Genomic DNA, 17,216 nt, shown 5'->3' on the forward strand with positions numbered 1-17,216 from the left:
AGCGTCCCCCGATAGTATGAACGCCACGCTCTCCCACAAGTAGTCAGGATACTCAGTCGACAGTTTCGCAAGCTTTTCACCCGGACCCAGCCACGTCTCTGCTAGTGAGTCGTTTTCGCCATCCACTGATGCAAGTCGCAGTCGCGCTCGCCCTGACTGTCGGCTGGATCTATCTGTTTCTTTCCGGCATCGAGGTCGGGAACGTGACTACCGTCGGGGTCAGTGGGCTCGCCGTCCTCGGGGCGTCGTTCCTCCTGGCCTGGGGTGCCGAGACAGCCGAGAAAGACGTGCCGCGGTCGTTCGCTATCGCCGTCCTCGCTGTCCTCGCCGTGGCCCCGGAGTACGCCGTGGACGCGCTGTACGCCTGGAACGCCGGGGCGGGCGGCGCGACGACGGAGGCCTGTAGCCGACTGTCCGCAGAGGCCATCGAAGCCAGCGCGACACCGCTGGCTCGGGCCTGTCACGACGCGAACCTCGCGATTGCGAACATGACCGGCGCAAACCGCATCCTCATCGGCATCGGCTGGGCCGGTATCGCCGTGTTCACCGTCTGGCGCGCCGCGAAAACCCAGGACCCGGCAGTCCAGAAACGCGACGGGGTCCTGAAAGACGCCGTCCAGCTGGACACCGATATCGCGACCGAGATCTCCTTCCTCTTTCTGGCGACGATGTGGGCGTTTCTCGTCCCCTTCGGCGGCGGTATCGGCATCCTCGATACGCTGTTCTTGGTCGGCCTGTACGTCGCGTACATCGGCCTCGTGCTCAAGTCCGACATCGAACACAGCGAGCACACCGTCGGCGTGCCCAAGTACTTCCAGGAGTGGTCGTTGCCGTGGCGGCCGCTGGTCGTCCTGGCCCTGTTTGGCTACTCCGGTGCGATGATCTTCACAGCGGTCGAACCCTTCGCCCACGGGCTGGAAGAGATCGGCGTCGCGAACGGGATCCCCGAGTTCTTCATGATCCAGTGGGTCGCCCCGCTGGCGAGCGAGTCGCCCGAACTCATCGTCGTCGCCGTGCTGGTCAACAAGGCCCGGTCGACGGCCGGGTTCAACGCGCTCATCTCCTCGAAACTCAATCAGTGGACGCTGCTCATCGGCACCATCGCGGTGGTGTACTCCATCGCGCTGGGCGGGTACGGCGTCCTGCCGTTCGACGCCAGACAGGGCGCGGAGATCTGGATTACGGCGGCTCAGTCCTTCTTCGCGCTCGCGATTCTGGTCAACTTCGAGATCAGTATCCGCGAAGCGGTCGCGCTGTTCGCCTTGTTCATCTCGCAGGTGATCCTGGAGTTCGCCATCATCAGGGACCTCGTCGCTCTGCCGATATCGAGTCACGACCTCCTGCTTGCGTACACGGGGCTGTATCTCGTCATCGGGATGGCGTTGTTCGTCCAGCGCCGCGAGGCGCTGAAACACCTGTTCGGGCTGGCCGGTGACGCCGTCCGGACCGCGATGGGCCGTGAACCGATCCACCCGGAGAACGCCGACTGATGCTCGGAATCGTCGTCTCACAGGCTGACGCGGCGTCGGCCCACATCGGCGAGCATCTGCGCGCCTTGCGGGATTGGGAGACGAGCGTCGACGAGACACGACCCGACGCCGAGGGCGGCGGCACAGTGTACCGGAGTGACGGCGTGGAACTCCGGGAGTTCGAGTCGCTGCATCTGGACATCGACGACGCCGCGGCGGCGTTCGACGACCCGGACCTGCTGGTGTTCGCGTCGAAGCACGCCGGCGAGACGGACGAACTCCTGACGGCCCACCACACCGGGAACTTCGGCGTCGCGGAGTTCGGCGGCGAGGACGGCCGGTTCGCCCGCGCCTGTCCCAGTGCACACAAGGCAGTGGTTTCGGCGCTCCAGCGTCACGCCCCGCCGGACTACGAGGTCGGGATGGAGTGTACCCACCACGGGCCGACGGCCGTCGGCGTCCCCTCGATGTTCGTCGAGGTCGGCAGCGCGGAACCACAGTGGGAGGACCCCGACGCCGCCGAGGCCGCCGCCAGAGCGATACTGGACCTCGCGGGCGAACCGGCGGACAAGCCGCGGGAGAACGGAACGCGCCGCCACCTGCTGGGCGTCGGCGGCGGCCACTATGCCCCGCGGTTCGAGCGGGTCGTCCGCGAGACGGACTGGGCTGTCGGCCACATCGCCGCCAACTGGTCGCTAGACGCCCTGGCGGAGTGGGCCGACAGCGACGCGGAGCGAGACGCCGTTCTCGAACGTGCGTTCCGAGCCAGTGCGGCCGACTACGCACTCATGGAGGGCGAACGTCCGGACCTCAAGGCGGCTATCGAGTCGCTGGGCTACCGCGTCGTCAGCGAGACGTTTGTGCAGGAGACGACCGGTGTCGACCTGAGCTTGGTCGAGGCGCTGGAAGGCGCTCTCAGGACAGTCGACGACGGCCTCAGGTTCGGCGATCTCGCGCCCGGATACGACGGCGAGTGGACGGTGCTCGATCTGCCGGCCAAACTGATATCGGACGCGCGCGGCATCGACAGCAACGCGCTCCGTGCGACTATCCAGCGGCAATCCATCGCCTACGGGACCGAACAGAACGGGACCGTCGTCACCGGGCCGGTCGTCCGTCCGGCGACGGCGGACGCGGACGCCGTCGTCGACTCGCTCGTCGAAATTCTCGAACGGCGCTTCGACAGTGTCGAGCGGAGACCGACGGCGGTCGTCGCCAGCGAAACGACGTTCGACCCGGATCTCGCGCGCACGGCCGGCATCCCCGAAGGACCGAAGTTCGGGAAACTCGCCTCCGGCCAGTCCATCGAGGTCGACGGGGAAGAAATCGAGCCGGAGCGGTTCCAACGCGAGCGTACACGTCGATATACGCTGTGAACATCGGCGTGTCAGCGGCGGAGACTGACAGTCTCAGCGTCAGACGCCTGTCTGACAGAGGGGGAAAACTAATAACTGCTCGTCTGCAAGGACGCTTTAAATTATGGATTCGATAATTGACGACGCTATCGACGAGGCAGAGCAAGACGGGGAGGACGCGGACGGCGGGACTGTCGACGAAACGACATCGACGCCGTCACAGGACATGTCCACGTCCGGGACGATGTCCGACGAGGAGCTAGCAAGCGTCGTCAAAGACCTGGAGACGAAAATCACCGTCGTCGGCTGTGGCGGCGCCGGCGGGAACACGGTCACCCGGATGATGGAGGAAGGCATCCACGGGGCCAAACTCGTCGCCGCGAACACCGACGCCCAGCACCTCGCCGACGAGGTGGCCGCCGACACCAAGATTCTCATCGGCCGCAAACGCACCGGCGGCCGCGGCGCGGGCTCGGTCCCGAAGATCGGCGAGGAGGCTGCACAGGAGGACATCGAAGACATCCAGCAGTCCATCGACGGCTCCGATATGGTGTTCGTCACGGCCGGTCTCGGCGGCGGGACCGGGACCGGCGCGGCCCCAGTCGTCGCGCAGGCCGCCCAGGAAGCCGGCGCACTCACCATCTCCATCGTCACGATCCCGTTCACCGCGGAAGGTGAACGACGGCGGGCGAACGCCGACGCTGGCCTCGAACGGCTCCGCTCCGTTTCTGACACCGTGATCGTCGTGCCAAACGACCGCCTGCTGGACTACGCGCCCTCGATGCCCCTGCAGGACGCTTTCAAGATCTGCGACCGCGTGCTGATGCGCTCGGTCAAGGGCATGACTGAACTGATCACCAAGCCCGGCCTCGTCAACGTGGACTTCGCCGACGTTCGCACCATTATGGAGAACGGCGGCGTCGCGATGATCGGCCTCGGCGAGTCCGACTCCGAGAACAAGGCCCAGGACTCCATCCGCTCGGCGCTTCGCTCGCCGCTGCTCGACGTGGAGTTCGACGGCGCGAACTCCGCGCTCGTCAACGTCGTCGGTGGCCCCGACATGAGTATCGAAGAAGCCGAGGGCGTCGTCGAGGAGATCTACGACCGCATCGACCCCGACGCCCGCATCATCTGGGGTGCGTCGGTCAACAGCGATTTCGAGGGTAAGATGGAGACGATGATCGTCGTCACCGGCGTCGAGAGCCCCCAAATTTACGGCCAGAGCGAGGCCGAACAGGAGAAGGCCGCCCAGCAACTCGGCGAAGATATCGACTACGTCGACTAACCTACCCCGGTTCTCTGTCTCTCTCTAACTACGAGTAACTACAGTTGTAGTTACACTTTCCCTATCATGAATGATACTGTCGTCGAAAGGCGTTTATTTAGATGTTAGAATTCTCTCCGTATGTACTCAGATTCGAGACGTAATGTTCTCAAAAAATGTATAACTGTTGGGGGCTTGGGCCTTTCGTCCGGTTGTCTCGGTTCCCTGGGTGGGGGCGGCAACACTGTGCAGTTCGGTGCGCTGCTTCCGCTCAGCGGGCCGCTTGCCCCGCTCGGGCAACACGGCAAGCGCATGGTCGAGCAGGCAGCAAGCGATATCAACGCGGGCGGTGGAATCAACGGCGATAGCGTCGACGTAACGATTCTCGATACCGAGGCAAACGCTGAAACCGCAGTCGAGCAGTACCGTTCTCTCGTCGACCGTGGTATCGTGGGCTTCGTCGGTGGACTCGTCAGCGACGTGTCGATAGCGCTCGCACCGGAAGCGGCCAGCGACGAAATCATGGAGGTCAGTCCCGCGAGTACCGCCCCCCAGCTATCGGCTGCTGGCCGGGCCAACGGGCGCAAATACTTCGGCCGGACGGTTCCGAGCGACGGAACCCAGGCAGTGGTGATGGCGAAAGCCGTCGACAGCCCCCTGTACATCGACGCGGACTCCGTCGCGTTACTGAGTATCGACAACTCCTTCGGGGCCGGACTGGCCGAAGTCCAACGCGACGTATTAGACGCCGAGGTCGTCGCGGATATTCGGTACGACCCGGCGGCGGAGTCGTTCGACGACACGCTCGTGGACGTGTTCGAGAACGACCCCGATGCTGTCAGTTTCACGAGCGTTTCCGGACAGGAGCGCGGTATTCTCGACGCGTACAGTCAATCCGACCACGACGTGCCGTGGGTGCTGTCCGCCGGAATGTTCGCCGGCGATCTCCCGTCGTATTACGAAGGGGTCTACAGCGCGTCGCTGTCCTCCGCACGAACGCAGGCGTACTTCGAACTCGTCCGCCGACTCCCGGACATCGACGATCCCAGAGCGTACTCCGTCAACGCCTACGACGCGCTGTTCCTGATGGCCTGCGCCGCTGAGCAGGCCGGAGAAAGCAGTGGCCCGGCAATCGCCGAGACCATTCAGTCGGTCTCCGGGGGGTCGGGACACACCGTTTCAGTCGACGACTTCGGTCGCGTCCGCTCACTCACCGAGGCGGGCCGGAAGATCAATTACCAGGGCGCGTCCGGTGGCGTCGACTTGACCGACGACCTGGAGCCGTTGAGCTCGTACCTGATCGAGCGCGTCACGGACGGATCGGTCGAGTCACTGGAGCTATTGCAACCGCAGTTCTTCAGATCGGAGGGGAACCGATGAGTTCGCTGCCAAAGCGGATCGTTGAGGGGGTCGAACGCGCGCTTCCTGACGCCATCCGACGGCGGTACGCGGCGAAGTTCGGCGTCCTGTTGCTCGGCGTGGTCGTCGTGCTCGCGCTGGGCGGCGCGGCCATCCACCTCGAAACGGGGTCGCTGGTCGAGTCACAGACCGAGGAGCAAATCCGAGGCGTCGCTGAGTCCCAGTCGAGTTCCGTGTCGAGTTGGGTTTCGAACAAGCAATCGACGGCGTCGTTCCTCGCGGCGTCTCTCGGTGACCGATCCGCGTCGACCTCCGACAGAGAACACCAGCGGTGGCTCGAACAGAAGCTCATTGGGCTGCCGGGAGACGTCCGGGCGCTCCACTACGTCGACGCCGCTGACGGTACAGTCACCGCCAGCACCGACGACGAACTGAACGGCGTCGCACTGAGTGACGTTGACGACCCGTGGACCGACGCGAGCGGTGCAGTCGTCTCGTCGGGACCGACGAGCACGTCCGAAGCGTATCAGAGCGGTAACGAATCGGTTATCGCGTTCGTCCAACCACTGGCCGGAAGCGAGGAATACGTGGTGCTGACGGCATCGCTCGAGGCGCGCTCCCACGAGTTCACCTCACCGTTTGCGACCGGCGACGTGAAGGTCGTCGGGTCGAACGGCCAGATCATTCTCGACAACCGGAAGAGTTCGATTCTCGACGAGTACGCGGCAACCGGGGACGCGACCGACACGAGCGTCGACGCGGCACTGAACGGCGAAACCGGCTACGAGTCCGTCTCGGCCAGAACGGGGATGGACGAGGGCGAGTACGTGATGGCGTACACACCAGTTACCGGCACTGAGTGGGCGTTGCTGTATCACGTCCCGCAGGACCGTGCCTTCGCCCTGCAGTCGGCTGTTTCACAGAATATCGCACTTCTCGTCGCGCTGGCCGTCGGGGCGCTGTTCGTGGTCGGCGTGACAATCGGGCGCGGAACCGCGAACGCGCTCTCCCGCGTGGCCGAAAGCGCTGAGGACATCGCCGCCGGCGAGATCAACAGCACGCTCCCCGAAACCACACGCGTCGACGAAATGGGGCAGCTATACGAATCCTTCGCGTCGATGCAAGCGTACCTGACGACCGCCGCGAACCAGGCCGACGCGCTCGCGGACAAACGGTTCGACGACCCGGCGCTCGACGAGAGCATCCCCGGCGAGTTCGGTGCGGCACTGGAGGCGATGGGTGAAGACATCCAGACGTTGATTACTGACGTCGAAGCCGCGAGAGACGAGGCGGAGGCGGCAAAGGAAGACGCCGAGGAAATGGCGTCCGCCCTCGAAGCGAAGGCGGCCGAGTTCAGCGACGTGATGGACAGGTCCGCGGCCGGGGACCTCACCCAGCGGATGGCCACCGACAGCGACTACGACGCGATGGTCGATATCGCGGAGAGTTTCAACGAGATGATCGCGGAGCTCGAACGAACGGTCAACCGCATCGAAGGGTTCGCCGGAACCGTCGACAGTTCGACGGAAGCGATCTCCGCGAGCGCACAGGAAGTTCGGTCGGCCAGCGAACAGGTGAGCGAGTCGGTGCAACAGATCGCCGAGGGCGCCGACGAGCAAAACAGGAACATCCAGCAGGTGAGCGACGAGATGACCGACCTGTCGGCAACCGTCGAGGAAATCACGTCATCCACCGACGAAGTCGCCTCGAAGTCCCAGCAGGCCGTAACCGACGGCGAATCCGGCCGCGAATACGCTGAGCAGGCCGCCGCCGAAATCGAAGCGCTCGAACGGAAGTCTACCGAGGCCATCGAACAGGTCGAGTCCCTCGCGGAGGAGATGGAGCGCATCGGCGAGGTCACGACACTCATCGACGAAATCGCGGAACAGACGAACATGCTCGCGCTCAACGCGAACATCGAGGCCGCACGGGCCGGCGAAGCGGGCGAAGGGTTCGCTGTCGTGGCCCGCGAGATCAAGACGCTCGCCGAGGAAACCCAGGAAGCGACGACCGACATCGAGTCGATGATCGACGAGATCCGGTCCCGGACGGACTCCACCGTCGAGGACATGCGGGACATGGGCGAAAGCGTCGACACCGGACAGGAGACGGTCGAAAACGCGACGGACGCGCTGACCAATATCGTCCAGCAGGTCAACGAGGCCAACGACGGCGTGCAGGCGATCAGCGACGCGACCGACGAGCAGGCGGCCTCGATGGAAGAGGTCGTCTCGATGGCCGAGGAAGTCGGCTCGATCAGCGAGGAGACGTCGTCCGAAGCCGAGAACGTCGCCGCGTCCGCCGAGGAACAGACGGCGTCGATCACGGAGGTCACCGAGAAGATACAGTCGCTCTCCAGTCAGGCCAGCGATCTCAAGGGCCTCATCGACCAGTTCGAAACCGGCGGTGTCGGCGACGGGCGTGAACTAGGGACACACGAATCAGGCGGGACTGCGCTGACCGACGACTGACCGAGCGGATTCGGAACCGCCACTCCGACTGGTTCCACATCTCTGTCGCGGATCTCATGCGACACTGTAGCGAGGGTGCGCAGCAATGGTGCCGGACTCGTCGCCGCGCACCACAATATAGAAAAGCCACCAGTGGGTACGACCCGCTATGGACGTTCCATACGATCTCACCTCCTACATCCGGGTACTCAAACTGGCGAGTACGCCGTCGTGGGAGGAGTTCTCCCAGATCGCGAAAATCGCCGGCGCGGGTATCGCGCTGGTCGGACTGCTCGGGTTCATTATCTTCGCGATAATGGCCTTCGTGCCTGGCAGCAAGCCGGTGTAAACCGATGGGGATCTACGCAGTCAAAACCACGGCCAGCCAGGAACGCACCGTCGCGGACATGATCATCTCCCGCGAGGAAGACGAGATTCACGCCGCGCTCGCGCCGGACTCGCTCACCAGCTACGTGATGGTGGAGGCCGACGACGCCGCGGTGTTCGACCGCATCCTCGACGAGATCCCCCACGCCAACGGCGTCGTGCAGGGGGAGTCCTCGATGGCGGAAGTCGAGCACTTCCTCTCGCCGAAGCCGGACGTGGAAGGCATCGCGGAGGGCGACATCGTCGAACTCATCGCCGGCCCGTTCAAAGGCGAGAAAGCCCAGGTCCAGCGGATCGACGAGGGCAAAGACCAGGTCACCGTGGAGCTGTACGAGGCGACGGTCCCGATTCCGGTTACCGTGCGTGGTGACCAGATTCGGGTTCTCGACTCCGAAGAGCGGTAAGACCCATCCGGCGGCGAAGCCGCGATTCACGGCTGCGAAGCGGGGGCCACCTATTTCACAATTGCCACAGTAACGACGCTACGCTTCGCCGCCTTCCAGTCGGTCGATGACCTCACTCATGTTGGCTGCGGCCTCGACGGACTCCTTGATCTGTTCGCGGCGGCGGACCTCGGCGGCGGAGGCGTCGTAGGCGCGGACGTACTCGGCGCGGGAGTGCTCGTCGAAGGCGTGCTTGATGGCGAAGTAGCCGTCGGGGACGACGGCGCCACAGACCTTGCATTCGATGCGGTCGTGTTCGACCGACTGATGGATGATGAGCTCCTCGACGCGGTCGAACTGTCTATCGTCCCCTTCGATATCGCACTCCCAGCGTGGCATTTGCTCAGTGGCAGGCGACGCGGGGGTAAAAAGCTTGGCTGACACCTGTCAGCAGTCTGTCCCGCAGACTGCCGAAACGGAAACCCCTAATGGCAGTACGGAAATAGCGTTCATCGTGCAACCCGAGGGGTACGCCGTCGACCTCCACGTGAAGGTACTCGACGACAGGGTCGTCGAGCGTGCGAAGGCACGTGGCCTCGACGCGCTGGTGTACGCGCCGCATTTCACGCGGCTGCCGGAGATCCGGCGACAAGCTGCGGCGTTTTCTGACGAAGAGCTGACTGTGTTTCCGGCCAGAGAGGTATTCACTGGCACCTGGCAACAGCGCCGGCACGTGCTGGCGCTTGGCCTCGACGAGCCGATTCCGGACTTCATTACTTTCGACGGCGCGATGCGGGAACTTGACCGCCAGGACGCGGCGGTGCTCGTTCCCCATCCCGGATTTCTCAACGTGAGCCTGGGGCTGGACGACATCGAAGCCTACGGGGATATCATCGACGCGCTGGAAGTGTACAACCCCAAGCAGTTGTCCCACCACCGGGACCGCGCGCAGTCGTTTACCTCGGAGACCGGCCACGAGCCGTTCGTCTCGTCGTATGCCCACGTCCGGGGGACTGTCGGCGAGGCGTACGTGACTTTCGCCGAGGCGTTCGAAGACGTGGCGGCGCTCAGTGCGGCGCTGAAAAACGACGTAGAGCGGTCGCTGTTCCATCGCGACGGCATCGCACACGACCTCCGCCGGGCGGTCGAGTGGGCGCATCTGGGGCTAGAAAACACTTGGGGCAAATTTGATCGGCTGATGTTACAGGGCACCGAGCCAACTCACCCAGACCACGTCGCGTACGGCGGTCGGTTCGACGACGTGAAGGTGTACTAAACCAGGAACGCGCTGTTCTCGACGACGAAGGTCCGGACCGACGGCGGCAGGTACTGCGGGAGCACGTGTATCAACAGCCCGACCGCGGCCAGTTCGAAGATGGTAATCACGACGGTGACGACCTCTGCGTACTCACTTGAGGTGGTCACGCCCGTCGGTGAGCCATACTCTTTGTCCGAGATGGGGTAAAACAGCGCGATGCCACGGCGCGAGCCGAAGTAGTCCAGCACGTAGTGCGTGAGGACGCCGAGCCAGACCCACTGGAGATTGCCGCCGTGATACAGCGGATGGGCCAGGAAGATAATGAGCACGGGGATGTTGTGCAGGGTCTTGCGGTGCTTGCCGAAGGCGGTGTCGACGTCGGGGAACAGTGCGCCCAGGACGACGGGGAGAAACACTTCCGTGATTGTCGCGAACGTCGTCACGTCGCCCGAGGGGTCGAGAACGTATCCCAGTCCGATGCTCAGGAGGACGGCGTTCAGGACGTGCCCGCGTTTGTTCATCTACCGGACCGTCCGTGTCCCACCTAAAAGACCTTACTACTCCTGTAGGGCGGTTTCCAGGTCCCGGAGCGCCTGTGTCGCGATGGCATCTTTGACTTCTCGACGGGTGCCGTCGAACTCGTAGCGGGACACAGTCACGCCCGATTCGTTGGTTCCCCACGGGGCGGCTTCTGCCACGGCGATGTACACCGTTCCGACGGGCGTCTCCGGTGAACCCCCGCTCGGGCCGGCGACACCAGTCGTGGCGACGCCCCAGTCGGTTCTGGCGGTGTCGCGAACGCCCTGGGCCATTTCGACAGCGACCGGCTCGGAAACTGCGCCGTGAGCGTCCAGCGATTCCCGCGAGACGGCCAGCAGTTCTCGCTTGGCCTCGTAGGAGTAGGTGACCAGCGAGCGGTCGAAGTAGTCGCTGGAACCGGGTATATCCGTTATCTTCGACCCGACGAGGCCACCGGTACAGGACTCCGCGGTAGCGACCGTGGCATCAGCTTCTCGGAGACGCTTGCCGACGCGCTTCTCGACCGGGTCCGCTGTATCGTCTGCCATTGACGATAGTTGTCGCGACAGGTGAATAAGCGTTCAGGGCGGGCATAGATACTTTCAGTTCAGAGACAGAATTGCGTGTGTGAGCTATCGGACGACGCTTGGCTGGTCACTCGTTACGTCGGGTCTCGTGACGCTGTTTCTCTGGGTCTTGCCGGGGTCGGACCTCCTGTGGGGGGTGCTGTTGCTGGTCCTCGGCGGACTGACGCTGTACGTTCGCCAGTAGACAGAAAAGCAGACGGGGCCGGCAGCCCGAGACCGGGTATGGACTACACGGAACCCCAGTTCTTCCGGGTCATGCAGTACGCGGCCCGGGCCGACCGGGACGTGGTGGACATGGTGTCGGGCAATCCCGACTGGGACCCGCCCGAGGGGCTTCGGGACGGGCTCAGAGACTACGCCGAGGCCCCGGCCGACGACTACCAGTACCCGCCCAGTGTAGGGCTCACACCCCTCCGCGACGAAATCGCCGCTCGCCGGGACGTGGACCGGGACCGAGTGATCGTCACGAACGGCGCTGGCGAGGCGAACCACCTGGCAATGACCGGTGGGCTCCACCACTTCGACGGCAACGAGATCCTCCTGACAGACCCGGTCTACCCCTACTACGCCGGCCGGGCGAACTTCATCGGTGCAGACATCTCCTTCGTCCCGGTCGACGAGCACAACCGACTGGACCCCGCGGACGTTCGAGCGGCCGCGAGCGAGGAGACGGCCGTCATCGTCGTCAACTCACCGAACAATCCCACCGGCGCGGTGTACGACGCCGACGCGATGGCCGAGTTCGCAGCTATCGCCGAAGAGTACGACGCGCTGTTGCTCAGCGACGAGGTGTACGACCACTTCGACTATGCGGGTCGGTTCAGTTCGGCGCTACACGCCGAGTCCGACCACGTCGTCGCCACCAACTCCTTCTCGAAGACGATGGCGATCACCGGCTTCCGGGTCGGCTACGCGATTTTCCCGCCGGAGGACGGCCCGAACGGCGCACTCCTTGAGCGGGCTCGAACCCAGCACATGCTCACGAACGTCACCGGGAGTCGGCCGGCGCAGTACGCCGTCCTGCGAGCGCTAAAGACGACAAGTCCGGACTACTACGCCGCCTGTCGACGGCGACTCGAAGCCCGCGTCGACGACTTTTGCGCTGCGCTGGCGGAAGCCGGGGCCGAGTACAACCGCCCCGACGGCGGCTTCTACGTGATGGCGCGGTTCCCCGACTTCCCCGGTTCCTTCGAGAACGTGTACGAACTCGTCGACGAAGCCGGCGTAGCTGGGATGCCTGGGGAAGCCTTTGGCGAATCCCGGAGCGACTGGATACGGTTCGCGCTGGTGACGCCACGGGTCGACGAGGCGGCGACGCGGCTGGCTGACTACTTCGAGTGAAAGAACGAGCGGCCGCTCAGCCGAAAATCAGTTCGACATCCTTCGCCCGCTGTAGTAAGTCATCATCGTAGTACTCCTCGGTCTGCGCGGGGTGGGTGTCGTCGATTGCCCGCACCGTCTTGACCGTGTTCGCGAAGTTCTTGTAGGTCGCTTCGTCGACCATCTGGCCGTCGACGACGACTGCCCCGGTCCCCTCTCGCTTGGCCTCATTGAACGACTCGATCTTGTGGAGGTCCCGCTCCAGTTCCTCAGTCGTCGGCATGTGGATGCGGTTGGCCTGCGTGGTCTGTTTGGGGTGCAGCGACCACGAGCCGTCGATGCCGATGGTCGCCTCGTGTTCGACCTGGTCGGCGTACCCCTCGGCGTTGTAGTAGGTGACGCCGGCGCGTTCGTGGAACAGCTGGTCGAAGGGGCCGCCGATGGAAACGATGTCGGCGGCGCTCGTCTCGTTCGAAAGGGCTTCGAGCAGGCCGTCCCAGCGGGGCCGCTCGCCGTTGAGCGCGCGGCCGCCGAGTTCCGCCGTGTAGTCGACCGGCCCGAAGACGAGCGCCGAGAGGCGCGAATCAGCCGCGAACTGACAGATTTCGCGCAGGTCGGAGCGACCGGGAGCCGTCTCCAGAATGATCGCCATATCCAGCGCCCCCTCGGAAAGCCCGGCGTCCCGTTCGGCGTCGGCGATGACGCCCGCGGCGTCGCGCACGTCCTCAAGGCGACCGACCTTCGGGAAGACGAAGCCGTCCAGTTCATCGCCGACCTCAGCAGCCAGGCGGGTCACCTGTTCGATGCCGCGCTCGCGGGCGTCGGCGTCGTCGTAGGCCCACTCGACCCGCGGGAGAATCTCCCCCGCGAACTCGGCGGCGTGATCGGGGACGTGTTCGATGATGTTGTCGACGGCCTCGGCTTTCATCGACGGTGCGGTGCCGTCCTCGATGTCGGGGACGAGCCAGTCGGGGGTCTGGAACCCCTCGCTCGTGAGCCCCGAGACGAGGAACTTCGCGCTGTTGTCGTTCGGTATCGCGGCCGGTGCGGTCTGGAATGTGCGACAGAGTCGTGTCATGTATCTCGCTGAATGAGTGCGGTTCGCCGGCCAGAGTAGACCGGGGTCTGCTCCTGGTTGAACGCGACGTGTTCGAAGGTGACCGCGCCGGCCCGCGATGGCCCGGCGTCGGGGTCACAGTCGAGGACGCGGGTGAATCCATAAATGGTGTCACCGAGCGTGACGAAGTCGTGGAACCGCTCGTCGGCAAAGCGGTGCTCGCGGTAGGTCGCCTCGTCCGAGCGGGCGTGTGCCAGCGCAATCGAGCGGGTCACGTCGCCGTAGGCGACGATGTCGCCAGAGGGCGAGTCGGCCATCTCGTCGCGGTTGTGGTGCTGGCGAGCGGTGTTGAGCGTCGCCAGCGGGAGGCCGGCGACCAGCTGGTCGTCCATCGTCCGGCCGCGTTCGTGGCGGTAGGCGACGGCGGCGTTCTCCTCGCGGGCGGTGTCGAGCGCCCGCTGGAAGTCCCCGAAGTGTTCGCCCTCGGGTGTGACGAGCGTGTCCGGGAGCGTCGGGCCGCTCTCGTCCTGATCGCCGACCGCGCCGCCGTCGGTAGCCGCCGGCTCCCGGCGCGGGATCATATTCGTCCGCCGGTAGGAGACCAATCTCTCGCCTGTATCGCGGTTCCGGCCCTCCGTCTCCCAGGTGACGATACCGTACTTCGGCCGGGACGAGGAGGTCCGGGTGTCGACGACGGTCGAAGTGACCGACAGCGGCGTCCCGGCCGTAGCGGGTTGATGGAACGCCACGTCGTCCCGGCCGAGGAAGTACCCGCCCTTCTCCGAGAGGTCCTCGACGGTGATTCCCATCACACAGGCCAGCAGGTAGTCCGGGTGAACCGGGCGCTCCTCGAAGCCACGCTCCCGGGCGGTGTCGTCCCGCCAGTACGCCGGGTCGTGGTTGAGCGTCTGCCCCATCCACTGCTCGCTGCCGTGATGGGTGAGTCGGAGGCCGGGGTCGTGCGCGAGTTTGTCGCCCTCCGCGAAGAACTCGAAGAAGTGGCCCTTCTCCCGGGTGTCGGCCCGTTCAAGCAGCGAGTCGAACGTCTCGCCGTCCGAGAGATCCAGCGCGTCCGGGTCGGCCCAGTCAGTCATCTGCCGGCACCTCCTGAGTGGCATCGCGGCGTGCAAGCGCCCGCCGCATCTCGTTCGTGACGACCATGAACCCCTCGTCGAAGCCCATGCCCGGTTTCGCAAGCACCTGCGCGGCGTCGGTCGCCAGCGCCACGTGGGCACAGGCCCGCGCCGAGGTCACGGTCTCGTTGCAGGTCCCGCCGACGTAGGCGCGGGTGTCCGTACCCTCGCAGTACAGCACCGCTTCGGCCGAGCGCTGGATACCGCCGAGGTCCGGCGTCTTTATCTGGACCAGGTCAGCGGCTTCCGCGTCGACGAACGCCTGGACGTCCTCGAAGGTGTTGCACCACTCGTCGGCGACGATGTCGACGTCGACACCGGCAGTAGCCAGGCCGTCGCGGAGTTCGGCCATCTCAGCTATCTGGTCCGCGCGGCCGCCGGCGTCCATCGGCCCCTCGACCTGGAGGGGGTACGGCGCGGCGGCTTCTCGGAGTGACTCGAAGTAATCAGTCACTTCGGTCCGGTCGTACGGCGGGCCGAACACCTTCCCGAGGATGCCGTACACATCGACGTGGAAGCGCGGCGAGTACGGCTCCGGCCCGAGCGCCGTCGCTCGGTCCGAGAGCCACGCGAGGTAGTCACGCAGCACCTCGCCGTTCTCGCCGACCTTCTCGACGCTGTTGAACAGGCCGTGGGGCAGGACCGGGACGCCCTTGATGAGCATCTTCTCGGCGTTGATGCGGCGCTCGTCGCCCGACTGGCCGAACACTGGCACCGGGGAGGTCGCCGGCTCCGTGTCGTAGGTGTCGGCCAGAACGTCCGTCGGCGTCACGCCTCGCGCTTGCGCGGCGGCGTTCAGCAACGCCTGCGAGACGCCGTACCGGACCGCGGTGTGGAGCTGGTCGCCGCCCGAACGCTGTGGGTCCATCTCCTCCAGCATCGTCGCGTTGGCTCCGAACTGGGTCGCGTCCTGGCCGCGGAGCGCGTCGGCGACGGGGCCCTCGACGACCGGGCGGTACTTCTCGGCCCGGAACAGCGGGTCGCGGCCGCCAGCGCCGGAGTACTGCACCGCGGCGCAGTCGCCGGTCGCAATGGAGCCGTCGGCGAGTTCGATCTCCACGATGAGCGCCTCGCCGGCCTCGCGGATACGGTCGAACCCCTCCGTGACCGGCTGGCCGTCGTAGGCGAACCCGCTCTGGGTCGCCCCGTCCTTGATGGCCTGCTGGTCGTCGAAAAAAAAGCCCGAGAGCCCGGGAACCGTTCGAACGTCCTCAATCCGCATCGCTCGCACCTCCCGCGGGGCTGTTGTCGCCCGTCGGACGACCGATGAGCTTCCCGTCGCTGATGGCGTCCACGTCGTCAGCGACCATCCGGAACGACTGGTCGCGGCCCTCGGTCTCGGCCCGTTCACCGAGTCGCGCGGCGTGGATCTCCTTGATGTCGTCCGGGAGCGCGAGGTCCGCGAACTCGAAGATGCGGACCCGGCCGTCGTCGTCTCTGGCCGGGAGTACCGCGCCCTCGGCGGCGTCACTCGGCGCAAAGGGCACGTCCAGCGCGCCGCTGTCGAAGGCGTTGATAACCCCCTGTGCAACGTCCCCGTCGCCGGCCTCGTAGATGGCGTCCATCAGCGCCCGCGTCTCCCGTTCGATGAGCGCCTGTTCCTCTTCGATACCACCCAAATCGATGTCCTGTTCGATCATCATATCGATAAGCTGTCTCGTCGTTCGCAGTCCGGCCGCGTTGGCCTCTTTCGTCGGCACGCCCTGGAACTCCTGGGCGGACTTCGTGATGACTTTGTCCGGCTGGGCGACGGCCGCCGTCGCGCCGCCGAGACTGATGACGCCGTTGGCTCGCGCCTCGTCCGGCGGGAACCCGCCCATCCACTCGTGGAAGACGGTGGTGACAGTCACTTCGTCGCGGAGGTACTCGTTGCCGAGCTTCCGCAGCGCGCGTAGCGCCGCCACGTCCTGCACGAGGTTCCCGACCTGTCCGTAGCCCAGTGTGAGCGACCGGACGCCCTGTGTCGCCGCGAGTTCGCCCTCGACGAGCATCACCGCGATAGCGATGCTCGGCGGGACGAGTGTGCCGGTCAGCGGGCCGAAGGGTTCGCGGTTGATCGTCACGCCGCGCTCGGTGTAGGCTCCACAGAGCCGGTCGACGAACTGCCAGTGCTCGATGGTCGTCGCGAGGTCGTGCCGTTTCGTGTACGGAATGTTGTAGGAGATCGGGCCGCCCTCGAAGCTCTGGAAGCCGCCGGCGAGCGTGACCATCGCCAGCAGTCGGGCGTCGGGCGTGCCGTGGCGGACCTCGACCGGCGCATCCAGCGCGCGGATGAGCCGTCGGCAGTCCTCGACACCGTGGTTGACTGCGGGGAAGCCGTTCAGTTCGTTCTCGTCGCTGCCGCGGGAGGCGGCCAGGCCCTCCTCTGCTTTCTCGTACTCGTTGTCGCGCGTGTACGAGTCGATGGTCGTCGGCAGGAGGTCCGCGCCCCCCTCGTCCTGGAGATACCGCAGCAGGTCGATCTGTTCTTCGAGACAGGGAACCCCCGCCCGCGGCTGGAGGAGCGGCTGGTCAGCCGACTCCAGCACCGTGGCGAACTGTTTCGAGGCCGGCAGCGACTCGTGGAAGGCGATGGCCTCCTCGAAATCGACTTCCCGGCCCGTGTGCCAGTTGTCCCTGAGGTCGTTTGCGATGCGCTGTAGCTGGTCGTCGCTGAGTCGCTCGTCAGTTGGCAT

17 protein-coding genes are annotated in these 17,216 nt (G+C 65.2%); 10 read left to right on the forward strand and 7 right to left on the reverse strand.

What is annotated here, in order from left to right:
• Positions 1–128: 128 nt before the first annotated feature.
• The 7 genes from ACY9XZ_RS12325 to ACY9XZ_RS12355 all read left to right on the forward strand — a co-directional run bounded on the left by ACY9XZ_RS12325 (position 129) and on the right by ACY9XZ_RS12355 (position 8,688).
• On the forward strand, positions 129–1,490 hold the full coding sequence (locus tag ACY9XZ_RS12325) for a sodium:calcium antiporter (protein ID WP_463457321.1): 1,362 nt from the start codon (positions 129–131) through the stop codon (positions 1,488–1,490).
• Positions 1,490–2,845, forward strand: a complete 1,356-nt coding sequence (locus ACY9XZ_RS12330; RefSeq protein ID WP_463457322.1) for a D-aminoacyl-tRNA deacylase — start codon at positions 1,490–1,492, stop codon at positions 2,843–2,845. The genes ACY9XZ_RS12325 and ACY9XZ_RS12330 overlap by 1 nt, the downstream gene beginning before the upstream one ends.
• Positions 2,846–2,948: 103 nt before the next feature.
• Positions 2,949–4,109, forward strand: a complete 1,161-nt coding sequence (gene ftsZ, locus ACY9XZ_RS12335; protein WP_463457323.1) for a cell division protein FtsZ — start codon at positions 2,949–2,951, stop codon at positions 4,107–4,109.
• A gap of 120 nt (positions 4,110–4,229) precedes the next feature.
• The gene (locus ACY9XZ_RS12340) at positions 4,230–5,468 is read left to right on the forward strand and encodes an ABC transporter substrate-binding protein (RefSeq protein ID WP_463457324.1); all 1,239 of its coding nucleotides are present in this window, start codon (positions 4,230–4,232) and stop codon (positions 5,466–5,468) included.
• The gene (locus ACY9XZ_RS12345) at positions 5,465–7,918 is read left to right on the forward strand and encodes a methyl-accepting chemotaxis protein (protein ID WP_463457325.1); all 2,454 of its coding nucleotides are present in this window, start codon (positions 5,465–5,467) and stop codon (positions 7,916–7,918) included. The genes ACY9XZ_RS12340 and ACY9XZ_RS12345 overlap by 4 nt, the downstream gene beginning before the upstream one ends.
• Positions 7,919–8,066: 148 nt before the next feature.
• Positions 8,067–8,246 carry a protein translocase SEC61 complex subunit gamma gene (locus tag ACY9XZ_RS12350; RefSeq protein ID WP_463457326.1) on the forward strand — a complete coding sequence of 60 codons (180 nt, stop codon included), beginning with the start codon at positions 8,067–8,069 and terminating at the stop codon, positions 8,244–8,246.
• A gap of 4 nt (positions 8,247–8,250) precedes the next feature.
• Positions 8,251–8,688 carry a transcription elongation factor Spt5 gene (locus ACY9XZ_RS12355; RefSeq protein WP_053968046.1) on the forward strand — a complete coding sequence of 146 codons (438 nt, stop codon included), beginning with the start codon at positions 8,251–8,253 and terminating at the stop codon, positions 8,686–8,688.
• 78 nt (positions 8,689–8,766) lie between these two features.
• On the opposite strand, the gene ACY9XZ_RS12360 is transcribed toward ACY9XZ_RS12355, so the two are convergent.
• Positions 8,767–9,066 (reverse strand): DUF7565 family protein, encoded by a 300-nt coding sequence (locus tag ACY9XZ_RS12360; RefSeq protein ID WP_004516837.1) that lies wholly within the window; start codon positions 9,064–9,066, stop codon positions 8,767–8,769.
• Between the two features lie 115 nt (positions 9,067–9,181).
• Between ACY9XZ_RS12360 and ACY9XZ_RS12365 the strand changes: the two genes are divergently transcribed.
• Positions 9,182–9,943, forward strand: a complete 762-nt coding sequence (locus ACY9XZ_RS12365) for a PHP-associated domain-containing protein (RefSeq protein WP_463457327.1) — start codon at positions 9,182–9,184, stop codon at positions 9,941–9,943.
• Here ACY9XZ_RS12365 and ACY9XZ_RS12370 read toward each other — a convergent pair.
• Both ACY9XZ_RS12370 and ACY9XZ_RS12375 read right to left on the reverse strand, forming a co-directional pair.
• Positions 9,940–10,446, reverse strand: coding sequence for a metal-dependent hydrolase (locus ACY9XZ_RS12370; RefSeq protein WP_463457328.1), 507 nt, complete (start codon positions 10,444–10,446; stop codon positions 9,940–9,942). The two genes, ACY9XZ_RS12365 and ACY9XZ_RS12370, sit on opposite strands and share 4 nt — an antisense overlap.
• A gap of 36 nt (positions 10,447–10,482) precedes the next feature.
• Positions 10,483–10,992: a CinA family protein gene (locus tag ACY9XZ_RS12375; RefSeq protein ID WP_463457329.1), complete on the reverse strand. Its 510-nt coding sequence runs from the start codon at positions 10,990–10,992 to the stop codon at positions 10,483–10,485.
• Between the two features lie 79 nt (positions 10,993–11,071).
• Between ACY9XZ_RS12375 and ACY9XZ_RS12380 the strand changes: the two genes are divergently transcribed.
• Entirely contained in the window at positions 11,072–11,215 is a 144-nt protein-coding gene (locus ACY9XZ_RS12380; protein ID WP_463457330.1) for a hypothetical protein, read from the forward strand.
• A gap of 38 nt (positions 11,216–11,253) precedes the next feature.
• Positions 11,254–12,372, forward strand: coding sequence for a pyridoxal phosphate-dependent aminotransferase (locus tag ACY9XZ_RS12385; protein ID WP_463457331.1), 1,119 nt, complete (start codon positions 11,254–11,256; stop codon positions 12,370–12,372).
• A gap of 16 nt (positions 12,373–12,388) precedes the next feature.
• Here the strand turns inward: ACY9XZ_RS12385 and citE are convergent, their stop codons facing one another.
• Genes citE through ACY9XZ_RS12405 form a run of 4 tightly spaced genes read right to left on the reverse strand, consistent with a single transcriptional unit; the run spans position 12,389 to position 17,216 of the window.
• Positions 12,389–13,429 (reverse strand): L-malyl-CoA/beta-methylmalyl-CoA lyase, encoded by a 1,041-nt coding sequence (gene citE / locus ACY9XZ_RS12390; protein ID WP_463457332.1) that lies wholly within the window; start codon positions 13,427–13,429, stop codon positions 12,389–12,391.
• On the reverse strand, positions 13,426–14,502 hold the full coding sequence (gene mch / locus ACY9XZ_RS12395; RefSeq protein ID WP_463457333.1) for a 2-methylfumaryl-CoA hydratase: 1,077 nt from the start codon (positions 14,500–14,502) through the stop codon (positions 13,426–13,428). The genes citE and mch overlap by 4 nt, the downstream gene beginning before the upstream one ends.
• A complete protein-coding gene (locus ACY9XZ_RS12400) occupies positions 14,495–15,763 on the reverse strand; it encodes a methylaspartate ammonia-lyase (RefSeq protein WP_463457334.1) in 1,269 nt (422 codons plus the stop codon). The genes mch and ACY9XZ_RS12400 overlap by 8 nt, the downstream gene beginning before the upstream one ends.
• Positions 15,753–17,216: a methylaspartate mutase subunit E gene (locus ACY9XZ_RS12405; RefSeq protein ID WP_463457335.1), complete on the reverse strand. Its 1,464-nt coding sequence runs from the start codon at positions 17,214–17,216 to the stop codon at positions 15,753–15,755. The genes ACY9XZ_RS12400 and ACY9XZ_RS12405 overlap by 11 nt, the downstream gene beginning before the upstream one ends.

The organism is Haloarcula sp. HT12, assembly GCF_055271655.1.

Excerpts from the sequence above, each read along its gene's own strand:
- ACY9XZ_RS12325 (WP_463457321.1), top strand. The coding sequence starts at position 129 with ATGCAAGTCGCAGTCGCGCTCGCCCTGACTGTCGGCTGGATCTATCTG.
- ACY9XZ_RS12330 (WP_463457322.1), top strand. The coding sequence starts at position 1,490 with ATGCTCGGAATCGTCGTCTCACAGGCTGACGCGGCGTCGGCCCACATC.
- ftsZ (WP_463457323.1), top strand. The coding sequence starts at position 2,949 with ATGGATTCGATAATTGACGACGCTATCGACGAGGCAGAGCAAGACGGG.
- ACY9XZ_RS12340 (WP_463457324.1), top strand. The coding sequence starts at position 4,230 with ATGTACTCAGATTCGAGACGTAATGTTCTCAAAAAATGTATAACTGTT.
- ACY9XZ_RS12345 (WP_463457325.1), top strand. The coding sequence starts at position 5,465 with ATGAGTTCGCTGCCAAAGCGGATCGTTGAGGGGGTCGAACGCGCGCTT.
- ACY9XZ_RS12350 (WP_463457326.1), top strand. The coding sequence starts at position 8,067 with ATGGACGTTCCATACGATCTCACCTCCTACATCCGGGTACTCAAACTG.
- ACY9XZ_RS12355 (WP_053968046.1), top strand. The coding sequence starts at position 8,251 with ATGGGGATCTACGCAGTCAAAACCACGGCCAGCCAGGAACGCACCGTC.
- ACY9XZ_RS12360 (WP_004516837.1), bottom strand. The coding sequence starts at position 9,066 with ATGCCACGCTGGGAGTGCGATATCGAAGGGGACGATAGACAGTTCGAC.
- ACY9XZ_RS12370 (WP_463457328.1), bottom strand. The coding sequence starts at position 10,446 with ATGAACAAACGCGGGCACGTCCTGAACGCCGTCCTCCTGAGCATCGGA.
- ACY9XZ_RS12375 (WP_463457329.1), bottom strand. The coding sequence starts at position 10,992 with ATGGCAGACGATACAGCGGACCCGGTCGAGAAGCGCGTCGGCAAGCGT.
- ACY9XZ_RS12385 (WP_463457331.1), top strand. The coding sequence starts at position 11,254 with ATGGACTACACGGAACCCCAGTTCTTCCGGGTCATGCAGTACGCGGCC.
- citE (WP_463457332.1), bottom strand. The coding sequence starts at position 13,429 with ATGACACGACTCTGTCGCACATTCCAGACCGCACCGGCCGCGATACCG.
- mch (WP_463457333.1), bottom strand. The coding sequence starts at position 14,502 with ATGACTGACTGGGCCGACCCGGACGCGCTGGATCTCTCGGACGGCGAG.
- ACY9XZ_RS12400 (WP_463457334.1), bottom strand. The coding sequence starts at position 15,763 with ATGCGGATTGAGGACGTTCGAACGGTTCCCGGGCTCTCGGGCTTTTTT.
- ACY9XZ_RS12405 (WP_463457335.1), bottom strand. The coding sequence starts at position 17,216 with ATGCCAACTGACGAGCGACTCAGCGACGACCAGCTACAGCGCATCGCA.